The following is a 15,631-nucleotide window of genomic DNA, read 5'->3' as shown; positions in this document are numbered from 1 at the left end:
TTTTCAATAAATATACAACTGAAAAGTAGTAAATGGTAAAAGATATATGTTGAAGGAAAAAAATAAAGTGTGGTTAAAGATGCGGGTACTGACAGAAAAATACCCGCAGCCAAGACTGTGTGTAATAAGATGGAAATGTATTTTACTGTTTGGTTATCTTCAAACCTATTTTTTCTACCCCCGAAAGCGGTTCGTCGCGCATTCCGTGTACTACTTTAAATATGTGGTTCCGCTTTTCTTTAAATACCACATTTTGGCTGAAAGGCAAGCTTAATTGGTGTAGATTGCCAAATCCGGCTCCATACCATTTCCCGAACTCGTCGCAGACCAGAAATTGTTTTTCTGTTTTCCGGAAACTGCCTGCTTTCTCTATGTCGTCCGACACGTAGAACCATATATTCTGATATGGATATTGGGTATTCGTAACAAGCTCTACCGACACATCGCAGGGTACTCCCGGTTCTATAAGGGTCGAATCGACGGTAAATACAAGAATCGTGTTTTTAGACCAATTGGCTCCCTGCATAGTATGAAACGAATCGTACACCTCCTTGTTGTTGCAAGAAAAGAAGCTTAGGGCAAGAACAATAAATGCTAAAGCAATTTTAAGATTCCGGACTGATTGAAGGTTTCCCATTGTTATTTTCATTTGCATTACTGTGTGGCGGTCTGTTCCGCTTAAATGTCTTTTTTGGGGGTGAGGTTCGCTCTCCGTCCGTTTTCTGGGCTTCCGACCGTATAGGGTTGTTCTGCTGATTGTTGTTAGGACGGCGATTTTCTCTCCTTGGCTGATTGTCGCCCGATTTGTTATTACGGTTACCCCCTCGGTTCCGGTTGCCGGCATTGCGTTCTCTGCCCTCGTTTGGCTCTGTGGCAGTGTTCCCATTTCCGTTCCCATTCTCGGATTCCGGTTTACGGTTTTCGCCATTCTGGGGTCTTACTCTGTTTTGCTTCTTCCTTTTCTTTTTCAGGTTATCGAAGCGGGTAATACTCTCTTGCGATAGCACATCCAAAGAAGCCACAGGGCCTTCTTCGTTGCGTTCGCCCTCGCGCATGAGGTTTAAAGGACGTTCGCCATGCTTATTCATGCGGATAATGTCAAAAACTCGATCCTTATCTATTGTAACCAAGTTGGATGCCAAACGCTTGTCGGTCGAGTAGGTCATCATACCCGAAAGGATATCTGTTTTGAAATGGAAATAAGATGCGTCTTTGGTTTCCAGAACAACCTCGCGCGATGGTAGTTTTCGTTGCGCCTCTACATACACATCTACTTCGTAGTTCAAGCAGCATTTAAGTTTACCGCACTGTCCGGCAAGCTTTTGCGGATTGAGCGATATGTCCTGAAAACGGGCTGCCGAAGTAGATACCGAAACAAAACTTGATACCGAAGCCGAGCAGCACAACTCACGCCCGCATGGGCCTATACCACCCACCCGGCCAGCTTCCTGACGGGCTCCGATTTGTTTCATCTCTATCTTTACTTTGAACTTCTCGGCATATACCTTTATCAGTTGGCGGAAGTCTACCCGTTCGTCGGCTATATAGTAAAATATGGCTTTGTTACCATCGCCTTGATATTCCACATCGCTTATCTTCATATGCAAGCCCAGCTCTTCGGCTATTTCGCGCGCGCGGAGCATGGTTTTATGTTCCAGAGAGCGGGCTATCTGGGCTTTCTCTATATCGGTAGGTTTGGCTATACGGTACACCCGTTTTTGTTCGCCTTGCGGAGTGCGGTAGTTGGCTTTTTTCATTTGCAGCAAAACAAGCTTGCCTGTCATTGTTACTTCGCCTATATCGTGCCCCGGAGTTGCTTCAACAGCCACAATGTCGCCCTTGTTCAAATCCAGATTGTTACTGTTCAGGTAATATCCCTTGCGGGTATTTTTGAATTGTACTTCTATCATCTGCGTGCTTTTCAGGGATTCGGGCATATCCTCAAGCCAGTCGTAAACCTCCAGTTTGTTTTTTCCTGAACAGCAGCATTTTTTTGTAGCGCTTTTTGCGCAATTGTCGCACTTATCGCTATTAGTGCTGGTTGTTGCACAACTGTTGCCTGTTTTGCAATCACATTCCCCTTCCGCATTCTTGCCACAAGTGCATTGGGTGTTTGCGTTGGCGGGAGGAGTAGTGGCAATAACAGGTTCAACTTTCATTGCCGACTCTTTGATATCGACTGTCGCTTTTGTGGTTTCCCTATCGCCATTGGTGGAAGAGGGTGTTTCCCCATAACCATCGGACGATGGAGTTATTTTGTTGTTATCTATATTATTATCTTCTATATTCATCGTTTTTATGTTGTTTGCCTTGAGTAGTTTTTCAGGCATATTCTTTTTGCGATAATCAATTGATCTGCTAATTTACTATTTTTTTTATTAGCATATTACAATTTATGAGTTGTTTACCTTTTCAATAACATTGTAACCTTGAGGCACAGGTCGAAAAAAACCATTTTAGCATTCACGTTTTGTTCTATGTGTTTTTGTGCTAAAGCAAGTTCGTCCGAAAAATCTATGATGTTCCGTTCGTTGATAAACGGGGCAAAGCGTATACCGAAATCAGCCTCTTCGTTATTCAGGTAAACCATCTCCGGTTGTTTCAGATTGCTGACAAAATATTCACGCACCATACGCTGGCAATATATCAGAAAGTTTTTTTGCCTTTCACGTCCTATACCGGCCAGTTCGTTTGCTATGTTTTTAATCTCTTTTATTTTACGGGCGTACGATGAGCGCATCATCATTACAAACAGGTTGAAAAAAAACTTATGTTCTTCGTTCAACCCGATAGTTTCCATCGCTTTCAGATAGCTGCCGTTTGCGATGTGTGCCACCGAAGCGGCATCTGTGTCCGATATGTTGTACTGGCTTTGCAGGGCAAGCAGCATTTCCGATTCGGGTAGCGGGTTTATGTTTACACGTTGGCAGCGCGATTGTATTGTAGTCAGAACACTGTCGGGCGAATCTGAAACCAAAAGGAAGAGCGTTTGTCCTATCGGTTCTTCAATTATCTTCAATAGCTTGTTGGCGCAAACTTCGTGCATTCTTTCGGGAAGCCATATAATAAGAACCTTGTATTTGGCTTCGTATGTCTTCAGGCTTAGTTTCCGGTTTATTTCTTCGCTTTCGCGTGCGTATATCAGCCCTTGCGCATTATCGGCTCCTATATGGGCTAACCACTGGCTCAGATTGAAATAAACGTTTTCCGAAAAAAAATCTCTCCACTGGGCAATATAGTCATCGCAGATTTCTTTTTTTTCTTTCTTTACGATAGGAAACACAAAGTGCAGGTCGGGATGTGCCAATTTGCCGTATTTTACGCACGATGCGCACTTGCCGCAGCTTTCGCCATCGGCAGGGTCGAGGCAGTTAAGATATTGAGCATAAGCCAAAGCTAAAGGTAGCTTGCCGATACCTTCGGGGCCGGAAAACATTTGGGCATGGGGCACAAAGCCTTCACCGGCAGACTTTACAAGCCTTGCTTTCACTTCCTGATGGCCTATTATATCTTTAAAAAACACCTTAACCTGTCTTTATTCTCTTAGTAAACTTCTTTGGCTATACGGCGTATGCTTTCGGATGCCATTAGCGAATAGAAATGGATGCTTGGCACTCCTTTGGCAATCAGTTCGCGGCATTGTTTTATTCCCCATTCCACACCAACTTCTTTTGCGGCATTGTCGTCTTTGCATTTAGCCAATTCGCAGGCCAATTCTTCCGGTATTTCCGACCGGAATATACGGGGTAGAACTGTTAGCTGATTGGTCAGTACAATGGGTTTTACGCCCGGTATGATAGGTATGGTTATACCTTCGGCACGACAACGGTCTACAAACGAGAAATACTTATTGTTGTCGAAAAACATCTGTGTAACCACATATTCGGCACCCAAATCCTGCTTCATTTTCAGATAACGAAGGTCCGACTCGAAGTTTGGTGCTTCTTCGTGCTTTTCCGGATAACAAGCCATACCGTACGAAAAAGGCGTTTCGAATTTTTCGAACACAGAGCCATCTTCGGCAATGCCTTCGTTAAATTGGTTTACCTGAACCTGTAAGTCGGTTGCATACATATTCTGATTCCCTTTCAGCTGATCGGTATCGAGTTTGTTAGAGTCGCCACGCAGCAACAAAAGGTTATGTACGCCAAGGAAATTCAAGTCGATCAGGGCATATTCCGTTTCTTCGCGCGTGAATCCTTTGCATATAACATGGGGGATGGCCATCACATCGTATTTGTTCTGTATGGCTGCTGCTACCGCTACTGTTCCGGGGCGCTTGCGGACGTTTACTTTCAGTATTTTTCCGTCAACTTCTTTATATACGTTTTCGCTATGGTGCGTTGTTATATTTATGTATTGAGGGTCGAACTCCATCAACCGGTCTATAATGCCATATACCTTTTGTATATCGTTCCCTTTAAGCGGCGGCAGTATCTCGAACGAGAAGGCCGTTTTCTTATGTTTATTTATTAATTCGGTAACTGTTTCTTTTGTCATTGTATAAACTGTTTATTCTCTCACGCTAATATGTGTATATTGCGGATATATCGTTATTTAAAGAAAAATCTGTATATATCGTTCCCGTTTGCATAAATGAGCAGGGCAAAAAGCAGGAACATACCCACCATCTGCGCATACTCCATAAATTTTTCGTTAGGCTTACGGCGGCTAACGACCTCATATAGCAAGAACATGACGTGTCCGCCATCCAAAGCAGGGATAGGAAGAATATTCATCACGGCAAGTATTATGGACAGGAAGGCTGTCATAAACCAAAAGGCTTGCCAGTCCCATGTTGCAGGAAACAGTCCTCCGATTGCCCCAAAACCACCCAGATTAGAAGCCCCTTCTTTCGTGAACACGAATCTGAACTGTGCTATATACCCTTCCAGTGTTTCTTTGGCAAGATTCAATCCGGCCGGAATAGAAGCAAAGAAACCGAAATTGTCGTGATGGAAATCGGAAGGGCTAACAAAAGGCGCGGTAAAGCCCAGTGTACCTGTACTATCTACATAAGCCGTTGTTTCGTAACACGAATCGTCTCTGTAATATTCGAGTTTTATGTTCTTTCCGGCATTTTCGCCAACCATTGTACGCATATGGGCAAACGAGATTACATCTTTTCCGTTTAGCGTTACAATACTATCGCCTTTCCGAAGCCCGCATTTTTGAGCGTTACTACCCGTAACCACGCTATCTATCACAGCTGGCATCTTGGGCATGTATCCCAATTTTTTTGATGCGATAAGTTTATCCGAAAAATCATCGGGTAGGGATATTTCTTTTTGTTCACCACCACGTTCCACAACAACTGTTTTGGCCTCGGCAAAGCTCATGTATGTATTCATGTCGAGTGTTTTATCCATACGCATTTTCAGTTCTTTTCCGTCGGCACTTATTATTTTGTCGCCATCCTGAAATCCCGCACTTTTTGCTACATCCGAAAACTCCATGCCGTGTTTTATATCCTTGAACGACACATAGCTATCGCCCCACGAAAACATAATCATAGAATAGATGAAAATAGCCAACAATACGTTGAAGGTGACACCTCCCACCATCACCAACAGGCGTTGCCATGCAGGTTTTGACCGAAACTCCCACGGTTGAGGGGGTTGTTGCATCTGTTCCTTATCCATCGACTCGTCTATCATCCCCGATATTTTCACATATCCACCCAATGGAAGCCATCCTATGCCGTATTCGGTTTCGCTGTTTTTGGGTTTGAATTTGAACAGAGAAAAGCCCGGATTAAAAAACAAGTAGAATTTCTCGACCCTTATCTTGAAGAGGCGGGCAAACATAAAATGCCCGAACTCGTGAACTATCACCAGAATTGATAAACTGAGTATTAACTGTAATGCTTTTATTAAAAAAGTTTCCATTCGTTGTTTATATAATGAATAAATTTTGTTTTCAGATTAAATCGGCAGCTATTCGCCGTGCTTCGGCGTTTGTTGCTACATAGTCTTCGTATGTGGGGCTTTGTATAAATGCCGTACGAGACATTGTTTGTTCTATCACTTTGCTCATGTGGTAAAAACCTATCTTTTCTTTCAGGAAGGCATCTACAACAATTTCGTTGGCCGCATTCAGCGTGCAGGGCATATTGCCGCCTTTGTGTGCTGCATGGAAGGCATATGCCAGATTTGGGAAACGCTCCATATCCGGCTCCTCGAAAGTCATGGTTTGCAGCTTGAATAAATCGAGCCTCTCGAAGTTCGATTTAAAACGGTGCGGATAAGAAAACGCGTACTGTATAGGCAGGCGCATATCGGGTAGCCCCATCTGTGCCATAACAGACGAATCTTCGAACTGCACCATAGAATGGATTATAGACTGCGGATGCACCACAACCTGTATTTGCTCCGGAGTTAAGCCAAACAACCATTTGGCTTCTATCATCTCAAAGCCCTTGTTGATGAGGGTTGCCGAGTCGATAGTTATTTTCGCGCCCATATCCCAGTTAGGGTGTTTCAAGGCTTCATGTTTTGTTACATGTGCCAGTTCTTGTTTCGACAGTTTACGGAAAGGCCCTCCCGATGCTGTGAGCAATATTTTTTCGATAGGGCTTACCTCGCCTGTCAGACATTGAAATATAGCCGAATGTTCGGAATCGACAGGTAGTATAGGTACTTTATTCTCCATAGCCAAAGCCGTAATCAGCTCTCCGGCTACAACCAAAGTTTCCTTATTGGCCAGCGCAATAGGCTTTTTTGCTTTAATGGCGGCTATGGTAGGCGCTAAGCCTGCATATCCAACCATTGCTGTCAACACCATATCAATGGGGGATTCCTGCACCACTTGCGCAATGGCATCGGCTCCTGCCCAGACTTTTATAGGAAGATTGGACAGAGCATCTTTCAAGGCGCTGTATTTGGCTTCGTTGGCAATGACAACAACTTCGGGCTGAAACTCGCGAGCTTGTTTTATCAGCAAATCCAAACTGTTATTGGCAGTAAGGGCATAAACCTCAAACTTATCGGAATGCTGTCTGACAACATCCAAAGCCTGAGTTCCGATAGAGCCTGTCGATCCTAAGATTGCTATTTTACGTTTCATAAAGTTTTCTCTCTTAAAAAGAAATATAATTTTCGGGGTTAACAGGGCTTCCCTTATACCACAGTTCAAAATATAAACTTGCTTTGCTGTGGGTATCGTCCACCTGTCCTACTATGGCAACAGCTTCGCCGGTACGAATACGGTCGCCCGCGCGCTTCAGCAACAATGCGTTGTTTTTATAGATAGAAACAAAACCGTTTTTGTGTTGAATCTGAATTACATATCCTGCCCCGGCCTCATATCCCGCAAAAATAACCGTCCCCTCGAGGGTTGCCAAAACGCTTTCCTTGGGAGCCGTAACCATGTCTATTCCATAGTGTCTGTCGGTGGGATTGAACCGGTGCAGAATCAAGCCTTTTACAGGAGGGAAAAACGTTAGCCCTTCAACAGACGACATTGTAGCGGAAGGAACCGACGAAAGGTTATATTTTTCAGATTCTTCAAACTCTTCGTTATACTTCTTTTCCACATCCGTAGCGTACAGCAAATCGTAGTTGCCCAACACATGGGTAGAGTCGGTTACCGACAGAACAGAGTCGGCAATAACTTTGCCTTCGAGGGCAAGTTTTAAATTACTCAGATAAGCGGTTTGGTATTGCATCTGACGTTCGAGCGAATCAATCTTTATGGCCGAACGAACAGCCTCTTCCCGTATTTCGGAATCCAAGTATCCGGGTAAATAGTTGCGTATGGGGGTAGATACAATAATCACCGAAGTAAGTGCTATCAATAAAAAAGCGAAAGCAAACACAACCGTAGCGCCCGAAAACCACGAAACCCGTATTTTCCATACTTCCGAAAGCGTATTTTCGTTTATTATAGAGACTTTATACTTAAAGTGTATACGCCGCCAAAAATCGTGTTTCTTTTTTTTATCTCTTTTTCTATTCATCCGATAGAACTAAGCATAATCGTTTTAATATAACCAAAACAAAAGAGGGTACCCCCTATAAATAGCAATAAGCATGCAAATTTAAGAAAAAAGAATTGAGATAAGGCAGTGCCAATTGAAACATATTGATAAAATAACCAAAAATTAAGATAAACAGAGTATTATGCAGAAATAAAGATAGTTGAGGCAACAGTGAATAAATTAAAAATAAAAAAGTAGGCTAAAAACAGACTTGATATCATTTTTTTGGCTATTTTTGCAGCCTGCTTTTTTGTGAAATTGTTTGGAAAGAACAGGAAATGTTTTACAAAATGCAGTTATAACTAAAAATACATTAGTTTTGTTATAACATTGAATATGAATCTATTAAGAGATAAATTGTTTAGGTATGATGCTGCGCGGAAAGCCAGAGCAGCGGGTATCTATCCTTACTTCCGAGAGATAGAAAGCGACCAAGACACCGAAGTTACCATAAATGGAAAGAGAGTGTTGATGTTCGGTTCTAATGCGTACCTTGGTTTAACCAATCACCCTAAAGTTAAAGAAGCGTCAATCCAAGCCATTAAAAAATATGGTACAGGCATGGCCGGCTCTCGTTTTCTGAACGGAACCCTTGATATCCATACCGAGCTTGAACACAAACTCGCCGACTTCACCGGAAAAGAAGGAGCAATTGTTTATTCCACAGGATTTAATGTGAATCAAGGAGTTGTGGGGTGTATCACCGGACGGGAAGATTATATTATTTGGGACGAACTTGACCATGCTTCTATCATTGAAGGAAACAGGGCATCGTTGTCTAATAAATTTAAATTCAAGCATAACGATATGGAGTCGCTCGAAAAGCAGCTCCAAAAATGCGAAGAAGGAAAAGTAAAGCTGATAGTTGTTGACGGTGTATTCAGTATGGAAGGCGATGTTATTAACCTGCCCGAAGTAGTGAAGCTTGCCCGTAAATACCAAGCTAATATAATGATTGATGAAGCTCACGGAATAGGCGTCATGGGGCGTGACTATAACGGAAAGGGTGTTCACGATTATTATGGCTTGACCGACGAAGTCGATTTGATTATGGGCACATTCAGCAAATCGTTGGCATCCATTGGTGGATTTATAGCCGGCGATAGTGCTGCCATTGACTATCTACGCCATAACTCCCGCCCATATATATTCAGTGCAAGTATTACTCCCGGAGCCACTGCCGCTGCAAGCACCGCCCTTGATATATTGAAAGCCGAACCCGAACGGGTAAAAGCTTTGTGGGATATTACCCATTACGCCCTTGAAGGCTTCCGCCAGATGGGTTGTGAAATAGGACATACTTCTACACCTATTATTCCTCTTTTTATACGTGATAATGAAAAAACATTCCTTATCACCAAAATGTTGTTCGATGCAGGTGTGTTTGTGAATCCGGTGGTTTCGCCCGGTGTTGCCCCAAACGATACATTGATACGTTTTTCGTTGATGGCAACGCATACCAAAGAGCAGGTAGATCATGCCCTTGAAAGCATCCATTCTGTATTCAGAAAAATGGAAGTGTTACCTAATGTGATGGTAAAATAAAAAAAAGCTATTGGTAAATTAAAGCCTGATTTATAATAAATAAGCCCTCTAATCGTTTAAGTTTTTAGAGGGTTTTTGTTTTTTAGTATAAAAGTGTATATCCGGATGAAACGTTTGCTCATTCTTACTGTTTTTCTTTATTCATTCTTGTTTTCTCATGCTCAATACAGTTTGCAGACGCCAAGTGGTTCGTCGTACATCGAAGATGTGCAGGACATGAGGATAGGAATGGTAACATCTCTGTCGGGAGCTTATCTTGTATATTCGAGTAGTGCTACAACTGTGGAGTTTTATAAGTACGACGAGTTTGGGGCTACTCTGCCTGTTCCATCGTCCGATATACAAACTTCGCAAAGCGGCAATACAACAACGTATCATGTTTATAATCTTGAAGACAGTAAAGGATATTATGCCAAAGCAGACCTGATAACAGAAAAAGCTATCTGGATAATTGATTATCTGCAGCATAAACCCATACTGCACTCTATTTCGGCTAAGTCAGATTCGGACGATGAAGACAAGTGTTATTATCTGAAACTATTAATAAACAAAGACGACCGTCTTTTCTATTATACACCCTCAAGAACGCAGAAAGAACTGGGTCGTAAATACACAATCAGCTACGATGACCTGAAATGGGACGGGAACACAAATTCGTTTATCACTCAAATTAATTCTACAACCAAGGAGATAGGCGTTGAAACAAACATCAGCCAACCTTTAAAGAATACCATTTTTACCCTTTCGGGCGATCATTTTGCCGAAAAGTTGAATCTGTCTCCCTCTTCTGTTAGTTCCGAGGTATACACGGCGATAGCCACCGAGGCTCATATAGAAATGGAAATAGACTCTACACAAATTTCAAACAATGCAGGCGATTCTGATATTTACCCTGCTCCGTTTGAAGTGGAACTTTACGGACATGGAAACGAACCAACAACCACGTATTATACTTGGTTTATTTATAACGAAAAGGTAGATCCAGACAACTATATGCTTCGTTACACCGATAAAAATATAACGTATACATTTACGGCAGCAGGCAATTATCGTATTATTCTCGAAACGGCCAGCGAAGGTTCGGCATGTGTCAGCACCGATTCTATAAAATTCTCTATATCGGAATCGAGACTCGATGTCCCCAACTTTTTTACGCCCGATGCCTCGCCCGGTGTGAATGACGAATTTAAGGTGGTACACCGTTCGTTGCTTAAATTTAAATGTACCATATTTAACCGATGGGGAAACAAGTTGTATGAGTTTTCAGACCCCGATAAAGGATGGGACGGCAAATACAAAGGTAAGTTTGTAGACACAGGGGTGTATTTCTATGTTATAGAAGCCCTTGGAGCTGATGGCAAAAAGTATAAGAAAGCTGGAGATATAAATATTCTGCGGAGTAAATAAGGGATGAATCTTGTTGAAATAACCATTCAATAAAACTTACTTCTATAAAATAAAATTGTTCCCTGTTCAATAATTAAGAAACAAAATAGGCTGCTCCATTCGGGGCAGCCCATTTTATCGTATAAGTTTCAATTCAACTTTGTATTGAAGTTTTTTATTTTTTCACAACTTTTGTTTTAGTACCGTTTACGTCAACAATGTAAACTCCGGAAGCGAATCCTGATATATCAACTTGCTTAGCTGTTGTTTGTAGCATCACGATTCCCTGCATGTTGAAGATAGATACTTTCACGTCTTCTGGAGTATTTATGTTAAGTATGCCTGCTGTTGGGTTAGGGAATACCGAAACAGTAATGCTTTTGTCTTCATTATCAATACTTAGAAGCTGGTGTTCCGAATAAAAATATGTTTGAGTATCAGCGGTAATGAAGTTTGCTAAATCTTTACCTAAAGAGCCATTTCCTGCATAATTGTAGTTTGCAAGTAGTTTATAATCGGAAGCGTATCCAAATGGAAGAATCATATCCGATATATGCACATTATAATCAATGTCGTCTCCTAAGCCCCAATCGGCAGCCCAATCGTCACCTACAGCCCAAAGGAAAGCATATTTTCTGTTTCTTTCACCGTTTGAATCGTATTGAGATACAAAATGGTTAAATTCTAACCAACCTCCATCTATATGCCCTAAATAGGATGTTTGTTCTAATAGTCGATTTGGATTGTCTGACTCAGTATCGAAAGTGTACACATTCCAATGGTCTTCTGCCCCATTTTTTCCAAAAACTTTTTGCTCTACTTCATTCCCGTATTCATCATATACATAAAAGTATTCGAAATCAGACACAAAGTTAGTGCCAGTCATAGACGAAGATTCTTTCATATATACTTCTCTGTCCATAGAGTCGTATTTAATAGCAAGAGTTTTGGTATGTGTAAGTACGTCAGGGTTATCTATATCTAAAACCATGCGACAGGTTCTAACTGATAGAATACTATCGTTAGTCAAATCAGTCCAAGTTGTTTCGTATACAGTTCTTGGAATCCATTTGTCGCCTATAAGGTTGCTGTGAGTTTGGTGAATTTCTCTGCTTAAGTTGTTGTAGGTCAATACTACATCGCTGTTATATAATGGGTCTCCTCCCCATTCAGACGGTACATTTCCGTTCCAATCTTGATTTGTTTTGTTCCAGAATTCTGTAAGTTCTCGTGTAACAACCCCGTTTTCGTAAGTCATCGTAAATCTCATATCGTCAATCCACTCTTTTGTGGTATAGCTCCACACTTTCTTTCCATAAGTAAGTTGATGTCCATCAGGTAGATATGAAGCTGTTTCATATTTACTCCCCATCCAGTCGGCACCATCCCATGAATAAAACTCATTTAGAGTAACGTTGTTGTATTCATCAAATTCTACTATAAATTTTTCACTGGGATCCCAGCCTTCACCATTCCACATGAATTTTTCTTCGTAAGTTATATTACCAAAATGGTCAAAGATTCTACCGCTTAGTTTTTCTAAAGGCATCCAATTGTCACCGTCAAGCATAGAGACAACCCAACCAATCTCGTTGCCGTTTTCGTCATATATCCACTCTGTTTTTAGGCCTTCTGTTCCATATGGAGTAAAATTGTATGCAATTTGTGAAATCAGATATCCGGGATCGCCATCGGCATAAGCGAACTCTTGTTCTTGTATTTTATTTAATACTGACAAATCCGTATTCCATTCATAGGTAATCTGTTTAGCAAGAAAATCCCTGTCGTTGTAATAGAACTCGGTATGCTCTTTTGTAATGCCTTCGAATGTTACTTTAGATACACTATCAAGGCGGTATTTAGTTAAATCAGAGGTTGTTTTTTCCGCTTTTAGGTGCAGTTTAGTATCAAATTTGTTATCCGCTTTGATTGTTTTCAAGACAGGTAATTCGTTTCTTGTTTTTTGTGCTTTAGTAAAAGCTGACTCCTTTACCGGATTTTCATTAGATAGATTTTTCTTTAAAAATCCTGTTCCGGCATAAGAACTGGCCGAAACACACAAACATAAGAGTAAAATAAGTTTTTTCATTCTTTTCTCGTTTTAAGTAGTGTTAGATAAATAATTAAGTTATTTGTTTTATTTTTGAAACCCGAGTAAAAATTCCTTAGGTCCCTACGCAAAGATAAAGTTCGCATCAATAATAACAAATATTTTTTATATAAAATAAAAGTTATTGTTTGTTAAGTGTGCTTATTCATTTGCATATTGTCTTTTTATCATGCCTATATGTATTATAATATATATGATATTATGTAAATTCATGATAATGTGAAAGTGTCTTTAGTCTGTATTTAACGGCTAAAATAAAAGTTACAATGAAAAAAGAGTTCCGAAAAGACGAAACTGTATCAATAAAATCAAACTTCGCCCATTGTCGTTTTTTTAGAGATGGAACTTAAATCTTTGAGCGTTTTCGGGCAAAAATAACTTTTATTACCTTTGGCTTTTTAAACGAAAATAAGCGGTAATCAAGATGCGCGATATAGGCAACAGCACAGCGATACAAAATATGTTGCACCATTTTAAGGTGTCGACAGATGATTTACAAAAGGTTATAAGCGAAGCTCTTTCCAAAGGGGGAGATTATGCCGATCTTTTTTTTGAACATACTTTCAGCAATAATATAAGTTTGAGGGACGGAGAGGTAAACCGGGCTTCGTCGAACATAGATTATGGAGTAGGAATACGTGTCGTTATTGGCGACCAGACAGGATATGCCTATGTGGAAAATACACGCCTTGACGATATGCTCCGAGCTGCCCGAACGGCGGCAGGTATAGCCAACATGCCGAAAGAACAAAATCCTATAAATGTAACCCCTTTAACGTTCAACAATTATTATAAGATCCGGAAAGAATGGCCGGATGTTTCGGTTGAAGACAAGAAGCGGTTTGTACAGCAGCTCAACGACCGTGTTTTTGATTTAGACCGACGTGTGGTGAAAGCTTCTGTCAGTCTGACAGATTCGACTTCATACGTATTATTCTTCAATTCGCAGGGAGTTTTATCGTCCGATTATCGCCCTATGGGCATTCTTGCCGTATCCTGTACGATGGAACAGAACGGTAGTTTGGAGAGTGGTTATGCTTCGCGAGCCTATCGGAAAGGATTTGAATTCTTGACGCTCCATCTTATAGAAACACTTGCCCACGAAGCGGTTGCGCAAACCTCGCTCATGTTTGAGGCCATAAAACCTAAAGGAGGCGAAATGCCTGTTGTGATGGGAGCCGGAGGGTCGGGCATTCTGTTGCACGAAGCGATAGGGCATGCTTTTGAAGCCGATTTCAATCGGAAGAATGTTTCTATATTTTCAGATCAATTAGGCAAACAGGTGTGCAACCCGCATATAAATGTAGTGGACGACGGGACGGTCGAAAACGCCCGAGGGGCAATAAACGTTGATGACGAAGGTGTTGCCGGTCAAAAAACATATATAGTAAAAGATGGTGTCTTGGAAAGCTATCTTCACGACCGTATCAGTGCCCGCCATTACGGAGTGCAATCTACGGGAAACGGGCGGCGTCAATCGTTCCGCTACACACCTTTGCCACGTATGAGGGTGACGTATATGGAGTCGGGCAACGTGCCGGAGGAAGATATGATAAAGAGTGTGGAGTATGGCGTATATGTCGATAACTTCACTAACGGACAGGTACAAATCGGGGCGGGCGATTTTACTTTCTTCGTGAAATCGGGCTACCTGATAGAAAAAGGAAAACTTACTCAACCTATAAAAGATATAAATATAATAGGTAACGGGCCGCAAGCCCTTGCCGATATAACGATGGTGGGCAATAACCTGAAAATTGACGAAGGAGCTTGGACCTGCGGAAAGGATGGGCAAAGCGTTCCCGTAGGGCAAGGACTACCATCGGTGTTGGTCAGTAAGCTCACCGTTGGCGGGGAATAAATATAAAACTAAAAATACTAATTTTATAACGTCTTGATTTATGAAAAGAATAATCTTTACTCTTATTGTATTGCTTGGTGGTATGTCTACTTATTCACAAGAATTGCAATTACACTTCGATCCACGTCATGGCCTGCATAGCGATGTTGCTCCCCGCAATTACCTGACAGCTACTTTTCAGATGTTCAAGCCTGACAAATGGGGCTCAACATTCATGTTTGTAGACTTAGACTTTAATCAAAGCCGTGGAAACATAGGTTTGGCTTATATGGAAATTGCCCGTAACTTCAATTTAGGGAAAAGCCCTATCAAAGCACATATAGAGTATAATGGCGGACTTGTGTTGGGCGAAAATACATCGGGATTTTCCGTGCCAAATGCTTATCTGGTGGGAGCCTCGTTTGTTCATGCCTTCAGCAAGGATTTGTTTTTTGAAACATATCTGGCTTATAAATACAATGCTTTCAATAAAGTAAGTAACGATGTACAGTGGACAGGTACATATACCGCTAACCTGTGCCAAGGCAAGGTTACCCTCACAGGATTTGTGGATGTATGGACCGAAAATAAAAACCGTGATACAGGCAAAGGGGGTAAAAAAGTTGTTTTATTGACAGAACCCCAGTTCTGGTATAACTACAATAAACACTTATCGGTGGGAACAGAGATAGAGATCAGCAATAATTTCTATTCGCACTACGATAACAAGGTGTACGTTTGTCCAACGTTGGCCGCTAAATGGACGTTTTAA

12 protein-coding genes are annotated in these 15,631 nt (G+C 41.4%); 4 read left to right on the top strand and 8 right to left on the bottom strand.

What is annotated here, in order from left to right; translation table 11 throughout:
* Positions 1-142: 142 nt before the first annotated feature.
* The 7 genes from M2132_RS03215 to M2132_RS03185 all read right to left on the bottom strand — a co-directional run bounded on the left by M2132_RS03215 (position 143) and on the right by M2132_RS03185 (position 7,957).
* Positions 143-637 carry a gliding motility lipoprotein GldH gene (locus M2132_RS03215; RefSeq protein ID WP_280671288.1) on the bottom strand — a complete coding sequence of 165 codons (495 nt, stop codon included), beginning with the start codon at positions 635-637 and terminating at the stop codon, positions 143-145.
* On the bottom strand, positions 606-2,330 hold the full coding sequence (ricT, locus tag M2132_RS03210) for a regulatory iron-sulfur-containing complex subunit RicT (RefSeq protein WP_280671286.1): 1,725 nt from the start codon (positions 2,328-2,330) through the stop codon (positions 606-608). Before ricT ends, M2132_RS03215 begins: the two co-directional genes overlap by 32 nt.
* Positions 2,331-2,404: 74 nt before the next feature.
* Positions 2,405-3,523 carry a DNA polymerase III subunit gene (locus M2132_RS03205; RefSeq protein ID WP_280671284.1) on the bottom strand — a complete coding sequence of 373 codons (1,119 nt, stop codon included), beginning with the start codon at positions 3,521-3,523 and terminating at the stop codon, positions 2,405-2,407.
* Positions 3,524-3,543: 20 nt separating this feature from the next.
* Positions 3,544-4,500 (bottom strand): methylenetetrahydrofolate reductase, encoded by a 957-nt coding sequence (locus M2132_RS03200; RefSeq protein ID WP_280671282.1) that lies wholly within the window; start codon positions 4,498-4,500, stop codon positions 3,544-3,546.
* A gap of 53 nt (positions 4,501-4,553) precedes the next feature.
* A complete protein-coding gene (rseP, locus tag M2132_RS03195) occupies positions 4,554-5,888 on the bottom strand; it encodes an RIP metalloprotease RseP (protein WP_280671279.1) in 1,335 nt (444 codons plus the stop codon).
* A 31-nt stretch (positions 5,889-5,919) separates the two neighbouring features.
* Positions 5,920-7,065 carry a 1-deoxy-D-xylulose-5-phosphate reductoisomerase gene (locus tag M2132_RS03190; protein WP_280671277.1) on the bottom strand — a complete coding sequence of 382 codons (1,146 nt, stop codon included), beginning with the start codon at positions 7,063-7,065 and terminating at the stop codon, positions 5,920-5,922.
* Between the two features lie 13 nt (positions 7,066-7,078).
* Entirely contained in the window at positions 7,079-7,957 is an 879-nt protein-coding gene (locus M2132_RS03185) for a murein hydrolase activator EnvC (RefSeq protein WP_280671275.1), read from the bottom strand.
* A gap of 357 nt (positions 7,958-8,314) precedes the next feature.
* On the opposite strand from M2132_RS03185, the gene spt reads away from it, so the two are divergent.
* Both spt and M2132_RS03175 read left to right on the top strand, forming a co-directional pair.
* Positions 8,315-9,523 (top strand): serine palmitoyltransferase, encoded by a 1,209-nt coding sequence (gene spt, locus M2132_RS03180; protein ID WP_280671273.1) that lies wholly within the window; start codon positions 8,315-8,317, stop codon positions 9,521-9,523.
* A 105-nt stretch (positions 9,524-9,628) separates the two neighbouring features.
* Positions 9,629-10,930, top strand: a complete 1,302-nt coding sequence (locus tag M2132_RS03175) for a gliding motility-associated C-terminal domain-containing protein (protein WP_280671271.1) — start codon at positions 9,629-9,631, stop codon at positions 10,928-10,930.
* Positions 10,931-11,084: 154 nt separating this feature from the next.
* Here the strand turns inward: M2132_RS03175 and M2132_RS03170 are convergent, their stop codons facing one another.
* A complete protein-coding gene (locus tag M2132_RS03170) occupies positions 11,085-12,998 on the bottom strand; it encodes a T9SS type A sorting domain-containing protein (protein WP_280671269.1) in 1,914 nt (637 codons plus the stop codon).
* A gap of 445 nt (positions 12,999-13,443) precedes the next feature.
* On the opposite strand from M2132_RS03170, the gene M2132_RS03165 reads away from it, so the two are divergent.
* Together M2132_RS03165 and M2132_RS03160 are read left to right on the top strand one after the other, a co-directional pair.
* On the top strand, positions 13,444-14,880 hold the full coding sequence (locus M2132_RS03165; RefSeq protein WP_280671267.1) for a TldD/PmbA family protein: 1,437 nt from the start codon (positions 13,444-13,446) through the stop codon (positions 14,878-14,880).
* Between the two features lie 40 nt (positions 14,881-14,920).
* Positions 14,921-15,631, top strand: a complete 711-nt coding sequence (locus M2132_RS03160; RefSeq protein ID WP_280671265.1) for a DUF5020 family protein — start codon at positions 14,921-14,923, stop codon at positions 15,629-15,631.

The organism is Dysgonomonas sp. PH5-45, assembly GCF_029893235.1.
In the GTDB taxonomy this organism is placed as follows: Bacteria; Bacteroidota; Bacteroidia; order Bacteroidales; family Dysgonomonadaceae; genus UBA1309.
The sequence above is the reverse complement of the archived record's forward strand: the minus strand, read 5'-3'. Positions and strand labels throughout refer to the sequence as shown.

What these genes read in the sequence shown, in the direction of transcription:
- M2132_RS03215 (WP_280671288.1), bottom strand. Translation starts at nt 637, where the DNA reads ATGGGAAACCTTCAATCAGTCCGGAATCTTAAAATTGCTTTAGCATTT.
- spt (WP_280671273.1), top strand. Translation starts at nt 8,315, where the DNA reads ATGAATCTATTAAGAGATAAATTGTTTAGGTATGATGCTGCGCGGAAA.
- M2132_RS03160 (WP_280671265.1), top strand. Translation starts at nt 14,921, where the DNA reads ATGAAAAGAATAATCTTTACTCTTATTGTATTGCTTGGTGGTATGTCT.
- M2132_RS03170 (WP_280671269.1), bottom strand. Translation starts at nt 12,998, where the DNA reads ATGAAAAAACTTATTTTACTCTTATGTTTGTGTGTTTCGGCCAGTTCT.
- rseP (WP_280671279.1), bottom strand. Translation starts at nt 5,888, where the DNA reads ATGGAAACTTTTTTAATAAAAGCATTACAGTTAATACTCAGTTTATCA.
- M2132_RS03190 (WP_280671277.1), bottom strand. Translation starts at nt 7,065, where the DNA reads ATGAAACGTAAAATAGCAATCTTAGGATCGACAGGCTCTATCGGAACT.
- ricT (WP_280671286.1), bottom strand. Translation starts at nt 2,330, where the DNA reads ATGCCTGAAAAACTACTCAAGGCAAACAACATAAAAACGATGAATATA.
- M2132_RS03165 (WP_280671267.1), top strand. Translation starts at nt 13,444, where the DNA reads ATGCGCGATATAGGCAACAGCACAGCGATACAAAATATGTTGCACCAT.
- M2132_RS03175 (WP_280671271.1), top strand. Translation starts at nt 9,629, where the DNA reads ATGAAACGTTTGCTCATTCTTACTGTTTTTCTTTATTCATTCTTGTTT.
- M2132_RS03185 (WP_280671275.1), bottom strand. Translation starts at nt 7,957, where the DNA reads ATGAATAGAAAAAGAGATAAAAAAAAGAAACACGATTTTTGGCGGCGT.
- M2132_RS03200 (WP_280671282.1), bottom strand. Translation starts at nt 4,500, where the DNA reads ATGACAAAAGAAACAGTTACCGAATTAATAAATAAACATAAGAAAACG.